11 protein-coding genes and 2 tRNA genes are annotated in these 12,590 nt (G+C 64.1%); 2 read left to right on the top strand and 11 right to left on the bottom strand.

Annotated features, from left to right (window positions below):
* Nucleotides 1-66: 66 nt before the first annotated feature.
* The 5 genes from MU856_RS06445 to MU856_RS06425 form a co-directional block, all read right to left on the bottom strand.
* Nucleotides 67-143, bottom strand: a tRNA-Pro gene (locus MU856_RS06445).
* A gap of 38 nt (nucleotides 144-181) precedes the next feature.
* Nucleotides 182-1,657: a M20 family peptidase gene (locus MU856_RS06440; RefSeq protein ID WP_263588615.1), complete on the bottom strand. Its 1,476-nt coding sequence runs from the start codon at nucleotides 1,655-1,657 to the stop codon at nucleotides 182-184.
* A gap of 60 nt (nucleotides 1,658-1,717) precedes the next feature.
* Nucleotides 1,718-1,793: transfer RNA gene (locus MU856_RS06435), tRNA-Ile, on the bottom strand.
* 10 nt (nucleotides 1,794-1,803) lie between these two features.
* Entirely contained in the window at nucleotides 1,804-2,829 is a 1,026-nt protein-coding gene (locus MU856_RS06430) for a polysaccharide deacetylase family protein (RefSeq protein ID WP_263588614.1), read from the bottom strand.
* Nucleotides 2,830-2,864: 35 nt separating this feature from the next.
* Complete coding sequence (locus tag MU856_RS06425; RefSeq protein WP_263588613.1) at nucleotides 2,865-4,469, bottom strand: sensor histidine kinase; 1,605 nt, start codon at nucleotides 4,467-4,469, stop codon at nucleotides 2,865-2,867.
* A gap of 182 nt (nucleotides 4,470-4,651) precedes the next feature.
* Between MU856_RS06425 and MU856_RS06420 the strand changes: the two genes are divergently transcribed.
* Nucleotides 4,652-5,125 (top strand): Lrp/AsnC family transcriptional regulator, encoded by a 474-nt coding sequence (locus MU856_RS06420; RefSeq protein WP_003051752.1) that lies wholly within the window; start codon nucleotides 4,652-4,654, stop codon nucleotides 5,123-5,125.
* Between the two features lie 61 nt (nucleotides 5,126-5,186).
* Here the strand turns inward: MU856_RS06420 and MU856_RS06415 are convergent, their stop codons facing one another.
* Both MU856_RS06415 and MU856_RS06410 read right to left on the bottom strand, forming a co-directional pair.
* Nucleotides 5,187-6,479, bottom strand: a complete 1,293-nt coding sequence (locus MU856_RS06415) for a tetratricopeptide repeat protein (RefSeq protein ID WP_263588612.1) — start codon at nucleotides 6,477-6,479, stop codon at nucleotides 5,187-5,189.
* A 160-nt stretch (nucleotides 6,480-6,639) separates the two neighbouring features.
* Nucleotides 6,640-6,936: a hypothetical protein gene (locus MU856_RS06410; protein WP_062902425.1), complete on the bottom strand. Its 297-nt coding sequence runs from the start codon at nucleotides 6,934-6,936 to the stop codon at nucleotides 6,640-6,642.
* Between the two features lie 68 nt (nucleotides 6,937-7,004).
* Here MU856_RS06410 and MU856_RS06405 point away from each other — a divergent pair, with 68 nt between their 5' ends.
* A complete protein-coding gene (locus MU856_RS06405) occupies nucleotides 7,005-9,362 on the top strand; it encodes a hypothetical protein (RefSeq protein ID WP_263588611.1) in 2,358 nt (785 codons plus the stop codon).
* A 90-nt stretch (nucleotides 9,363-9,452) separates the two neighbouring features.
* On the opposite strand, the gene MU856_RS06400 is transcribed toward MU856_RS06405, so the two are convergent.
* The 4 genes from MU856_RS06400 to MU856_RS06385 all read right to left on the bottom strand — a co-directional run bounded on the left by MU856_RS06400 (nucleotide 9,453) and on the right by MU856_RS06385 (nucleotide 12,588).
* Nucleotides 9,453-9,767, bottom strand: coding sequence for a hypothetical protein (locus tag MU856_RS06400; protein WP_062902423.1), 315 nt, complete (start codon nucleotides 9,765-9,767; stop codon nucleotides 9,453-9,455).
* A 140-nt stretch (nucleotides 9,768-9,907) separates the two neighbouring features.
* The gene (locus tag MU856_RS06395) at nucleotides 9,908-10,168 is read right to left on the bottom strand and encodes a DUF1467 family protein (protein WP_003051636.1); all 261 of its coding nucleotides are present in this window, start codon (nucleotides 10,166-10,168) and stop codon (nucleotides 9,908-9,910) included.
* A gap of 3 nt (nucleotides 10,169-10,171) precedes the next feature.
* The gene (locus MU856_RS06390; protein ID WP_263588610.1) at nucleotides 10,172-11,806 is read right to left on the bottom strand and encodes a ribonuclease J; all 1,635 of its coding nucleotides are present in this window, start codon (nucleotides 11,804-11,806) and stop codon (nucleotides 10,172-10,174) included.
* Nucleotides 11,803-12,588 (bottom strand): type III pantothenate kinase, encoded by a 786-nt coding sequence (locus tag MU856_RS06385; RefSeq protein ID WP_003051630.1) that lies wholly within the window; start codon nucleotides 12,586-12,588, stop codon nucleotides 11,803-11,805. The genes MU856_RS06390 and MU856_RS06385 overlap by 4 nt, the downstream gene beginning before the upstream one ends.
* Nucleotides 12,589-12,590 lie beyond the last annotated feature (2 nt).

Below are 12,590 nucleotides of genomic sequence, written 5' to 3'. Positions count from 1 at the left end.
AGCGGATTGTTTAGCAGCGGGTTAAGCATGGCCGCGCGCGGCCAGAGGGGCGCTGCGGTGAAGCATTGGTCGGGGAGACAGGATTCGAACCTGCGACATCCTGCTCCCAAAGCAGGCGCGCTACCGGGCTGCGCTACTCCCCGACCGTGGAAGGCGCCTTAGACAGGCTTGGGGCGCAAGTCTATCCCGCTGACGTCGCGATCAACCGCGCATAGAAATCGATCATACGTTTGAAGCTGTCGACGGCCATATGCTCGTTGGTGCCGTGGATCATAGCCGATTCCTTCAGCGTGAAGTGCATCGGCATGAAGCGATAAACGTCCTCGGACACGCCCTCCATGCTGCGGCTGTCGGTGCCGCCAACGACAAGCATCGGGCTGAGCACGGCCTCGGGCGCGTCGGCGCGCGCTGCCGCGGCGATCCATTTCCACCCCTGCGACGTCGTCGAAGAGATGCGCGACGGTTCGCGCGGCGGCTTGACCCAGGCGAGATCGACCTTGGCATCGCCCACCGCGGCCTTCGCCCGCGCCATGATGTCGGACGACCGGTTCCAAGGCGCGATGCGATAGTTGATGAGCGCATTGGCCGATTGCGGCAGCACATTCTCCTTGGGGCTGCCCTCGAGCATCGTCGGCGCGATCGTGGTGTGAAACGCCGCCGCGGTCGAGGTCGAGCCGTCAAGCTGGCGCTTGAGTATCGGCCCGAACAGCCACTGGTTGGCGACCGCCATCTTGGTGACGCCGCCCTTCTTTGCGGCGAGCACTTCGATCATCGAGGCACCGGGGCCGCGCAATTCCATCGGAAAGGGATCGCCGGTGATGTCGAGGATCGCCTTGGCCAGCGTCTCGACCCCGGTTTCCGCGGGCGGCATCGAGCTATGACCGCCAGGCGCATTGGCCGTGACCTTAAGCGTGCCATAGCCCTTTTCGCCGACGCCGATCAGGATGGCCGGGCCGTTGATGACCGGCGTGTCGGTGAGCACGATGCTGCCTTCGTCGATGGTGAAGATCGCCTTGACGCCCTTCGCCTTGAGCTGCGCCGCGGCGGCGATCGCACCCGATCCACCCGCTTCCTCGTCGTGGCCGGAGACGAGGTAGATGCTGCGCTTCGGCTTGAAACCTTGCACTGCCAGCGCCTCGATCGCCTCGAACAGGCCGACGAGCGAGCCCTTGTCGTCGACGGTGCCGCGGCCCCATACCGCGTTATCGGCAATCGTCCCGGCGAAGGGCGGATATTTCCAGTCCTTCTCGGTCCCCGGGGTCACCGGCACGACATCCTGATGCGCCATGACGATAATCGGCGCCGCGGCGGGATCGCTGCCCTGCCATTGGTAGATCAACGTCTTGTTCGGCAGGATGGTGCGGGTCATCGCCGCATGGGCCGCCGGATAGCTCGCCGCGAGCCAGCCGTGCAGCCGGTCCCACTGCGCCCCGTCGTTGTCGGCGGCATCCTGATGCGAGATGGTCGGAATCTGGGCCGCTTCGCTGAGGTGCCGGACGGCGGCCTGCAGGTCGTACGTAGGCGCGGGCGCGAGCGTCATGTTGCTGCCGTCGGCGATGTCCTTGGGCGCAAAGGTCGCGGTTCGCACGCCCACGACAGCCCCGATCGCCACGATGACCGCCAGCCCGCCGAGCAGGATCGTCTTCTTGCTTGCCATGTCCCTCTCCCTTTCAACTCGGCCCAATGGACAGCGACCGGTTGCAATTTGCAAGGGAAATGGTGGGCCCGGCAGGACTCGAACCCGCAACCTAGCCGTTATGAGCGGCCAGCTCTAACCATTGAGCTACAGGCCCCCGAGAGGGATCAGCGGGCGATAGCCGAGCGCGTCGCCATTGCCAATATGCCGTCGGTGTCGATTGCGACGATGCCGCGCCGCGCCAGATGGTCGAGCACCACGTCCCACCAGCGATAGAAGAGATCGAGGTCCGCGTCGCTGCGCACATAGGGCGTGTTGCCCGGTTGCAGCGAGGGCGAGTGAAACGAAAAGTTGAGAATGGGCAGGCGCTGTTCGATCGCGATGTCGATCGCGCGGCACGCCTTGTCGGCAGGAATACCTTCGGGGGTCAGCGCGATGCGTTCGACGAGCCCCAGACGCGCGAGTGCGGCGCCGGCGCGCAGCCCATCGCGCGCGACGCGGTGATAGACGGGCGGACCAAGGCGGCCGAGCGCCCCCCCGAAGACGGTTGTGACCGGGACTTCCAGAATGGCATCGCTGCCCTGCCCCACCCACCAGGGCCGGAGCGGCGCACAGCGATAGTCGGGACCATGGCCGGGGCGGTAATCGAAGCCCGACCGGACCGACGTGTCGAGCCGAAAGCCGAGGTCCGCTAGTATCGTCGCGCTGCTGCGTCCCAGCCCGTAGCGCCCCGCACGATAAGCGAGCGGCGCGGCGCCGAACCGGTCGCGGATGCCGTCGCGGAGCGTCTGCATCTTGGCGCGCTGCAGTGTTTCGGGGAGATTGCCGGTGTAGCTGTTGCGGTCATTCACCGCCTCGTCGAACGGCGGCGTGACCCAGGGATGGAGTTGCGCGCCGATGTCGCAGCGGCCTGACGCCAGCGCCGGTGCTAGAATGGCGACCGCCCGGTCGTCCTGCACGATCGGCCAGTCGACGAGATAGATGGGACGCACCCCGGCCCGTTCGAAATAGGATTGGCAGGCGGACAGCGCGGGGACCGAATCGAGCCGGAAACCGGTCCGCGAAAATGGTCCGTTCCAGTCAAAATCTTCCTCGGTATCGATCGTCACCCAAAAGCGCGGCGCCTCACCGTCCTTGAGTGCAATTTGACCGGATTCCGGAGGATAGGCCTGAATATTGGCCGCAGAACCCACCTTATTCCCCTTTACCCCGCCCCTATGCGGTTCGGCTATTCGCCGTGTTGGGCACCTAGTTCGGTGTCGGCCCTTGGGTTGGCCGAGGGAAGATACAAGGTCAAGGCATTATGACCGATATCGAGTCGTCCCCCGGCGCCGCGCGCCAGGCTGTCGACCAGTCGCAACGAAAAGCCGAGGCTGAGGATCGCAGCGCCGGGCGCCTCACCCTCGGGACTGAAGCCCGGATCAAGCAGATCGGCCGCCGATGCGAAGCGGATCGCCGCGGGACGCACGATGCGCAGTTGCAGCATGTCATCGGGACCGGCCTCCGCAACCAGTTGCCCGACAAGCGTCGTACCGGCTTCGCAAATATCGACGAGTGCGGTGAGCAGCCGACCGACCATCCGCCGCGAATTGGCATCGTCGGCATGGGCCAGAAAGGGGCCGCCGACGCGCGAAATGCTGAGGTCGATCCGCTGGTCGGCGAGCAGCGGCGCCAGGTCGCCTTCGATCTGCGCCATCACCGTAGCAAGGTCGGCGACCTCGTCGCTCGCCTTCGTCTCGACGACCCCTGTCGAACGTGCCGCGACCTCAAGATCGTCGATGATGTCCTGAACCGCGCCTGCGTCGGCGATGATCGAATCGGCCATCTTGCGATAGGCGCCGCTGACCGGACCAAACATCTGTCCCGAAATAATCTGGGCAAAGCCCGAAATCGCATTGAGCGGGCTGCGCAGTTCATGGATCAACTGCCGGATAGAGTCGCCCGAATCGCTCGATTCCGGGCGGCCATAAGGCAATTCGTTGTGCTGCGGCCGCCGAGCGGTGCCGCGATAGCCGCAAAACTGGCCGGTCGCGGGATCGAACCAGGGCAACGCCGAAAAGCGCCACTCGCCGGCGTCGGCTGCCGACCCTTCAAGGATCATACGGGCGTTGACGATTTCGGCACGCTGCCGAAACGCGCCCACTGCGGCGCCATCGGTCCCTGGCTCGCCGCCCAAGGCACTCTCGGCGATGGACAGACCGATCGCCGCGCCGCGGGTTATTCCGTCGACCCAGCGGATCACGCCGTCAGGCCCGGTTTCAAACAGGAAGCTCGTGCGCGGCCTTGCCGGAGCGGGCTTGCTGCGCGACGACTGATATTTGTCAATTCGCCGTACCAGTTCGCTGATCTGGCTCGCAGGTGCGTTGTCGACGACGTCCGCTGCCGACGCGTCGGCGGCCGCGATCGCGGGTTGCGGCAGCGCGACCGATCCCGCTCCCAAACTGTCCAGTGCGCGGCGCACGCTCACGGGCAAATCGCTGCGCCCGGCGAGGATCGAGCGCGCGGTGGCGGCGGTCGTCGGCAGCATCGCCAACCAGTCCGCTTCGGCCAGCCGGGCACGGCGCAGCATCGTCGCGGATACCGCCGGCACATCATTCGCATAAAAGGCGACCAGCGGCGCAAAGCGCCCATGGCGGGCCACCGCAACGGCGCAATCGCGCCGCACCTTTTCAGGCACATCGCGGCGCAGCACCGCGAGCGCGTGGAAGGCGCGGCGTATATCGGTCGTATCCAGTTGATTGCCGCGCTGCGCCAGAATATCGGTGAGCTGGCGCCACGCGGCGATGCTCGCACGGCGGTCCGCCGGCGCTTGCCGCAAGATGGTCGCGATCATCGAGTCAGCGGTCACGCGAGGCCAGCCCATTCCCGTTTTGTTGGTTAGCGGAAGCTTAGCGGCTAGCGTGAATCAATCGCTCACGAAAGAGGGTAAGGGCGCCACGTCACATTGTGGGACAATTGCAATCGCCTGAAATAATATTATGGTGAGGGCAATCGGGGAAAGCGGATGTTTCAATGATGGCAAGCCAGAAGTTCGATCAAATTGATTTGCAGATCCTCAACGAGCTGCAGAAAAATGGGCGGATAACCAATGTGGAATTGGCACAGCAGGTGGGGCTGACGGCTCCCCCGTGCCTGCGCCGCGTCCGCGCACTGGAGGAGTCGGGCGTGATACGATCCTATCACGCCGATCTCGATGCCGCGAAGCTGGGTTACGGGATCACCGTCTTCGCGATGGTCAGCCTGCGCAGTCAGGCCGAATCCGACCTCAAGGCGTTCGAGGATTATGTCGGCGGGCTGGCCGAAGTGCGCGAATGTTACATGCTCAACGGCGAAATCGACTTCCTGCTGAAGGTCGTCGCGCGCGACTTGCAGAGCTTTCAGTCGTTCCTGACGGCGCATCTCACCTCGGCACCGAATGTCACGAGCGTGAAGACGTCGCTTACGATTCGCACCGCCAAACAACTCGCCGGCATCCCGGTCGAGCCATAATCGCGGCGCGCACGAAAAAGGGCGCCCTCCCCAGCGGGAGGGCGCCCTTTTTTATGTCCGATCAGTTCGCCGGTGCGGCTGCGGGAGCCGCTGCTGCGGCTGCAGCGGGCGCTGTTGCCGAGAGGTGGATGGTCCACAGTTTCGCCAGACGTGCCCGGTCACCCTGCACCTTTGCGAAGCTGGCGATCGCCGCATCCTTCTGTCCCGCGAGAGCCTGCGCCACGCCGAGGCGATATTGCGCAAGCGGGTCGCCGCCGGCAGCCGCCTTTTCATACAGCGAGATCGCGGTCGCATAGTCGCCGATGCCGACAAGGCCGTCGGCGGTCTGGCGCGCCAGCTTGGGGTTCGCCGCGGTTGCGGGTTTGGCCGCGTCGGCCTTGAGCGCGACGGCGTCGGCCTTGGCCCGCGGTTCCTGCGATTCGAGGATCGTGTTGAAACGCTCGTCGGACGTCTGGATGACGTTCGCAGCCTGGCCTTCCTTGATCACGGCAACCGCTTCACTCGGATAGCCCGCCTCGGTCGCCAGCGCGGCATATTCAAGATATTCGGGACGCTGCGTCATCGACTTGGTTGCACGCATTAGGCGGAACGTGTCGAGGTTCATGACCTTGTCGCTCGCTTCCTGCTGCAGCAGGATGAAAAGCGTGTTCCGCCAAATCACCGGCTGCGGATAGTCCTGCAGGCGCATCGCCAGCATATCGAGCAGTTCGCCATTGCGCTTCGCCGCCTGCAAGGCGCCTGCCGGACGAACATAAAGTTCTTCCGACGGCACACGGCCCGCGGCACGCGCAGCAGCGATTGCTTCCTTCGCAACAGCAAGCCCCTGATCGACCTGGTTCAGCTTGAGATAGCTGTCCATCAGAAGAACCGACAGGCCCTGCTCGGTCGAACCGGCGGCCTTTGCTGCTTCCAGACGCTTGACGGCCTTCGCATAATCCTTGTCGCCATAGGCGAAATTGCCCGAGAAGAAATTATAGGCGGCCAGGCTTTCCGGCGGCGTCAGGCCCGATTCGAGCATGCCGTCGAGCGCCTTGCCCTGGATCGCCTTGTCGGTCTTGCCGATTCCGAGCTGGAGTTCGTAGAAAGATACGAGATATTTGTCGTCGGGGCTCGTCGCGCTCGCCTGCCCTTCGGCGAGTGCGGCTTCGAGGGCCGCCATGTCCTTGGCCTTCGCCGCCTCGGTCAGCTTCTTGAGCGCAGGGCTGAATTCCTTGCTGGGCTTGAGCTGCGCGCCCTTCTGCTCTTCTTCCTTTTTCGGCTTTTCCTTCGCGGCGGCGGGCGCGGCGACAATCAGGGCGCAGCCGAGGACGGCGGCAACGGCGGTTGCGGACGTCTGGCGGAAACGCTTGAACATCGAAATCTCTCCTTTGTATCGGCCGCCGGTTTCCCGCACGAACAGGTCCGGCCACGTTCAGCAACGCGGCTAGCCCCGTCGCGTTGCCATGGCAAGACGACCACAGTCGATATTTCCAATGGGGATTGCCGCCTGAACGGCGTTTGAACCCGAAACCGGGTCAGCCGATGGCGTCGATGGCGGCGTTGATATCGCGCAGCACTGCCGGATCGCCCGGGACCCCGGCCATCGCGCCTTCCGCTAGCTCAATCAGCGAGATGACGCCGAAGGTCGCGGCGAGGCTCTTGAGCCGCAGCGCCGCCATATGCCAATTGGCATCGCAGCGCGACCGGCGCATCAGGTCGGCTAGCTCGTGGGCGCTGTCGGCAAAAACGGCGCGCAGATCCATCGCCATCGCCGCATCGTCGCCGATGGCCGAAGAGAGAAAGCGATCGAGAGGGCCGCTGTCGAACGACATTCCACAGCCTTGACAGCCCATGGTTAAGTTTCCGTTTCATGGCGGGCATTTGATGCTAAGATGGCCTGATGACGGGGGAAAAGAAAATCGTCGGTCTGTGGCGGGAGTCCGCGGCAAACCGGGAGAATGAGCAGCCGGCGCAGACCGATGCACCGGCGAGTGAAGCCGCGTCCGCCCTCGAAGCCGAGGTTCCGGTCGAGCGCGAATGGCTCGATATGACGCCGGTCGCGACCGATGACGACGATATGCCCGATCCGCAGAGCGGCGCGTGGCGCGACCGGCTGATGCCGACGCTGTTGGTAATCATCGGCCTCGGCTGGTGCCTGTTCGCCCTGTTTACCGCGACGAAGGGTTTTGCGCGTCCGGTCGCGCTCGATCAATGGCCGGCGCTTGTCGCGACCCTGTCGATGCCGCTCGTTTTGCTGACTCTGCTCTGGATGGCGTTGCTGCGGTCGAGCCGGTCCGAACAGGCTCGCTTTGCTCGCCTCGCCGCGGCGCTGCGCCATGAAAATGATGCGCTTGCGCAATCGATGGCGGTGCTTGGCGAGAAACTCGGCGAGGCTCAGCGTCAGCTTTCCGAACAGGCGCGCAATGTTCGGCAGCTGGGCGTCGATGCCGTGCTCCGGCTCAACGACAGCAGCGACAAGCTCGCAACCAATGCGTCGGTCATCGCCAATGCCCACGATCAGCTCGCGCGATCGGGCGACGTCGCGATGCAGCGCATGGACGGCCTGCTCGCCGGGCTGCCGCGCATCGACGATGTGGCGCAGCGGCTCGCGGTCAATTTCCGCGAAGCGGGGCTCGTCGCACATCAGCAGGGCGCGAATCTTGAAGCCAAGCTCGCCGAACTCGGCGAAGAGGCGGCCAAGGCCGCGCGGACCGGCGAAGCCGCCGCAGCGGGCCTCCACGAAGCGCTCGGCGCGCTGCAACAGCAGACGCAGGAAACCGAATCGGGGCTGATTGCCGCGGCGTCGCAAGTCACCGACGCGCATGGCGTCGCGCTGGCCCAAATCACCCAATCCTCGGCCTCGATCCGCGATACGCTACAGACGACGGTCGATAATCTGGGCGCGCGCCTCGATACCACCTGGCAGCAATATCGCGACCGGGTCGATGCCGCCGCAGACCAGATGGATGCACGTCTTGCGTCGGCAGAAGCAGCCGGCGCGGCGCTTGGCGACCAGCTCGCGGCGCATGGCACGGCGAGCGAGGAACTGGCGGCGCGGATTACGGCGCATGTCACCGAAACGCGGCAGCAGCTCGAGGTGCTCGATGTCAGCGTATCGGCCAGCACCGGTGTCATCGGTCGCGCGATCGACGATACCAAGGCCCAACTGGGCGCCTTCATCGCCGATGTGCAGACCGGCAATAATTCGGCGCATCAGCTTATCACTCACGCCGAGTCGCTGTTGCTCGCGCTCGATGCGGTGACGCGCGAACTCGACGAAACGCTGCCGCATGCGCTCGACCGCATGGCCTCGCACGGCAAGGCGACCCAAGGTGCGCTCGGGCAGATCAAGCCGCTGCTTGAAGCCTCCGAACTCGTTGCGCAATCGACCTTGTCACACGTCAACGCAGTCAAATCGACGTTGCAGGCGAATGAAGCCAAGATGGCCGAGCATGGCGAAAGCCAACAGGCGCTGACCGACCGGGTCAACGCAGCGCTTGCCGACGCCGATGCGGCCTTGGCCCGGCTGCGTGCGGGGGCGGACGATTTTGCCGATCAGGGCGGCGCGCGCATGATCGCTACCCTCGCCGAAGTTAAGTCCACCGCCGAATCCGCGGCCGACGAAGCGCGGCAGACGCTCGAGCGACTGGTCGGGAATGCCCGCGATGCGATGCAGGCGACCGCGACCGAGGCCATCGACGCGGCGTTCAAGACCGAAGTGACGGCGCAGCTCAAGGCGGTCGAGGATGCCTCGCAGCGCGCGGTGGAAGCGGCGAATGGCGCCGCCGATCGGCTCATGCGCCAGCTCATTACGATCATGGACACCAGCGCCAGCGTCGAACAGCGCGTCGCCGAAGCCGAGCAGGCCATCGCCGCATCGGACCGGGATTCGCTCGCAAAGCAGGTCGGTATCCTCACCGAAGCGCTCAAATCTAGCGCGATCGATATTACCAAGGTGATGTCGAGTGAGGTCAGCGACGCCGCGTGGGACGCCTATCTGAAGGGAGACCGCGGCATCTTCGCGCGGCGCGCGGTGAAGCTGCTCGACAACAGCGAAACCAAGGAAATTCTGCGCCTCTACCAGAATGACGATGGTTTCCACGCAGCAGTCAATCAGTTCATCCATGACTTCGAAGCGATGCTGCGCCTGCTGATCGGCGCGCGCGACGGATCCGCGATCAGCGTGACGCTGCTGTCGTCGGACATCGGCAAGCTTTACGTGGCACTGGCACAGGCGATCGACCGCCTGCGGAGCTGATTGCGGAACCGGGGCGCGCGGCAGTGGATGGGCCTGCTACGACCAATTTTGGTCGTCATTCCAAGGTACCAACGATCCTAATAGCCGTCGTTAGTTTTCCCAAACATCTCCCTTTAGCCCGTGATTTTCTTCGAAAATTTCAATTATCGACTGAGCATCTCCGGGTGTCGCGGCGGTCAAATCCTCCAGAGCGACACTGACCCCATCTGGGCTGATGATCCGATTAGTGACTCGCAAAACTCCGGTGAATGGGTGGGTGTCGCAGAAGGCTTCGACCGACCTTGTAATCCGGAATGACAATACATCGCCGACCTGAGGAATCAGGGGTAAGCGCATGCTGCCTGAGATCATGCCAAACGCGGCGTTCGTGGTGAACAGTGATATGTCTAGATGAACGTCAAACACGGTCTGGCTCCGAAGCGGCTCGGTAGGGGCATAGGCAATCAGTCTTAACGTCCCCTTTGCACCGATCTAAGGCCGAAAGCCGCCTTTCTGCTCTCCACCCCAAACCGGCCCTTCGACCCGAAGCTGCTGCCCGCGTCGCGTCAGGCGCGGCCGCTCAGGACGTCAGGGTTTGTCCAGCCGTTGATATAGGCGACATAGAAGAGGCCGAAGGCGATCGTGGCGACGATCGTGATCTGGATCAGAATGCGCAGCGGGTGGAAGCGCGCGGGTGCGCCCGGTTCCTGGCCATCGATCAAGGGCACGGCATCATCTTCGGCACGGCGGCCGTGGAAGGGCAGTACGAAGAAGGTGCTGAACGCCCAGATAAGCAGGTAGATGGCGAGCGCCGAGGTCCATTTCATCGGTCAGATATCCAGAATCAGCACATCGACGATCGGCTTTTTGCCGGTCCAGTCGGTTGCGATGCGCCGGACGCCAAGACGGATCGCTTCCTTGAGGGCGTCGCGGTCGCGCGCCGGGGATTTGGCTGCCTTTTCTGCAGCGGCGTTCATTTCGTCGAGAAAGACCTCGCGCTCGTCCTCGACCGGTACGCCGCGATACTGGATCGCACTGTCCGCGAATTTGCCCTTGGACAGCACGACCGCGACCGAAATCTGGCCGTAGAAGGACAATTTGCGCCGCTCATTGATCGTTTCGCCATCGGCGGGCAGGATCACGTCGCCGTCGAGGATCAGTCGGCCCGAGCGCACGCGCTCGAGGATATGAGCGGAACCGGGGGCCAAGCGCACCAGATCGCCATTTTCCTGCACCAGCGCGTCGGGGACGCCTTGTTCGAGAGCGAAACGCGCCTGTTCGTGCATATGGCGGATCTCGCCATGCACCGGCACGATCAGCCTGGGACGCAGCCAGCCATAAAGCGCCGCAAGTTCGGGCTGCCCCGGATGGCCGCTGACGTGAATATGCGCCTGCTTTTCGGTCACGGTCAGAATGTCGCGCGCCGCGAGCTGGTTCATGATCCGCCCGATCGCAATCTCGTTGCCCGGGATCTGCTTCGACGAAAAGACGACCGTATCGCCTGCCTCAAGCTTGATCTGGTGAATCCCTTCGGCGATGCGCGCGAGCGCGGCGCGTGGTTCGCCCTGCCCGCCCGTCGCGACGATCATCACCTTGTCGCGCGGCAGCCGCATCGCTTCGTCGAAGTCGACCGTCGGCGGGAAATCCTTGAGATACCCCGCGGTGCGTGCAACGCCCAAAATGCGATCGAGCGACCGCCCCGCGACGCACAGGGTGCGCCCGGTGGCCTTGGCGACCTGCCCCAGCGTGTCGAGGCGCGCCGCGTTGGAGGCGAACGTGGTGACGACCACCCTCCCCTTCGCCGCGCCGACGGCGGCGAGCAGACCATCGCGCACGCCGCCCTCGGTACCCGATGCCTGCGCATTGAAAGCATTGGTCGAATCGCAGACAAGCACATCGACGCCTTCATAGCCCACCGCGGTCAGCGCCGCGGCGCTCGACGGTGTGCCGATGACCGGATCGTCGTCGAGCTTCCAGTCGCCGGTGTGGAAGACGCGGCCATAGGGCGTATCGATCACCGCCGCGCTCATCTCGAGGATCGAGTGGGCGAGCGGCATCAATCGGATACCGAACGGGCCGATGCGGAACTGCGCATCGATATCGACAACCTTCAGCTCGACCTCTTTCTCCAGCCCTTTCTCGGCGAGCTTGTGCGCGATCAGGCCGGCGGTGAAACGATTGGCATAGAGCGGCACGCCAAGGTCGGCGGCGAGATAGGGAATCGCGCCGATATGATCCTCATGCCCGTGGGTCAGGATGATGCCGAGCAGGTCGGCCTTGCGATCCTCGATAAACTCAAGGTCGGGCATGACGATGTCGATGCCGGGATAATCCTGCGACCCGAAGCTGACGCCGAGATCGAGCATGATCCACTTGCCGTCGCAGCCATAGAGATTGGCGTTCATGCCGATCTCTCCCGAGCCGCCGAGCGCGAGGAAAAGCAGTTCCTTGCCGGGAACGGTCATGCCGAAATGCCTCTCTGATTATAGAGGTGCATCAACCCGTTGAGCGTCAGATCGGGTTCGACCCGGTCGAACAGATGCGCCTGTTCCTGAAACAATATCGCGAGCCCGCCCGTCGCGATGACGGTGACAGGCTTGCCGATTTCCGCCTTCATGCGGTGCATAAGCCCCTCGATCATCCCGACATAGCCCCAATAGACGCCGATCAGCATCTGGCTTTCGGTGGTGCGGCCGATGACGCTGTTCGACGCCGGTGCCTCGATCGCGATGCGTGGCAGCTTGGCAGCGGCATTGACGAGCGCTTCGAGCGACAGATTGACCCCGGGCGCGATGATGCCGCCGAGATAGGCACCGTCGGGCCCGATATGATCGAAGGTCGTCGCAGTGCCGAAGCTGATGACCAGCTTGTCCCTGCCCGGCTCGATCGCTTGCGCCGAAATGGCGTTGCAGGCGCGGTCGGCGCCCACCGCCTGCGGCTCGTCGACCTTGAGCGCGATGCCCCAGCTTACCGGTTCGCGCCCGGCGACGAGTGCCTCGACACCGAAATATTTGTCGGCGAGAAGTTGCAGATTGTGGAGCGCACGCGGCACGACGGTCGAGATAATCACGGCGTCGATTTCAGCGCGGTCGAGCCCTTCGAGCCGCAGCAATTGATCGAGCCACACCATATATTCGTCGGCGGTGCGCCGGTCGTCGGTCGCGATGCGCCAGCGCGCGACCGCCATCGAGTCGCGGAAAACAGCGAATTTCGCGTTGGTGTTGCCGACATCGATCGCGAGCAGCACGG

Source organism: Sphingopyxis sp. GC21, assembly GCF_025727575.1.
In the GTDB taxonomy this organism is placed as follows: Bacteria; Pseudomonadota; Alphaproteobacteria; order Sphingomonadales; family Sphingomonadaceae; genus Sphingopyxis; species Sphingopyxis terrae_A.
Note: the sequence above shows the minus strand (reverse complement) of the source record. Positions and strands in the feature narration are given on the sequence as shown.

Coding starts and splice junctions, on each gene's coding strand:
- MU856_RS06440 (WP_263588615.1), bottom strand. CDS start 1,657: ATGGCAAGCAAGAAGACGATCCTGCTCGGCGGGCTGGCGGTCATCGTG.
- MU856_RS06425 (WP_263588613.1), bottom strand. CDS start 4,469: ATGATCGCGACCATCTTGCGGCAAGCGCCGGCGGACCGCCGTGCGAGC.
- MU856_RS06420 (WP_003051752.1), top strand. CDS start 4,652: ATGGCAAGCCAGAAGTTCGATCAAATTGATTTGCAGATCCTCAACGAG.
- MU856_RS06415 (WP_263588612.1), bottom strand. CDS start 6,479: ATGTTCAAGCGTTTCCGCCAGACGTCCGCAACCGCCGTTGCCGCCGTC.
- MU856_RS06410 (WP_062902425.1), bottom strand. CDS start 6,936: ATGTCGTTCGACAGCGGCCCTCTCGATCGCTTTCTCTCTTCGGCCATC.
- MU856_RS06405 (WP_263588611.1), top strand. CDS start 7,005: ATGACGGGGGAAAAGAAAATCGTCGGTCTGTGGCGGGAGTCCGCGGCA.
- MU856_RS06395 (WP_003051636.1), bottom strand. CDS start 10,168: ATGAAATGGACCTCGGCGCTCGCCATCTACCTGCTTATCTGGGCGTTC.
- MU856_RS06390 (WP_263588610.1), bottom strand. CDS start 11,806: ATGACCGTTCCCGGCAAGGAACTGCTTTTCCTCGCGCTCGGCGGCTCG.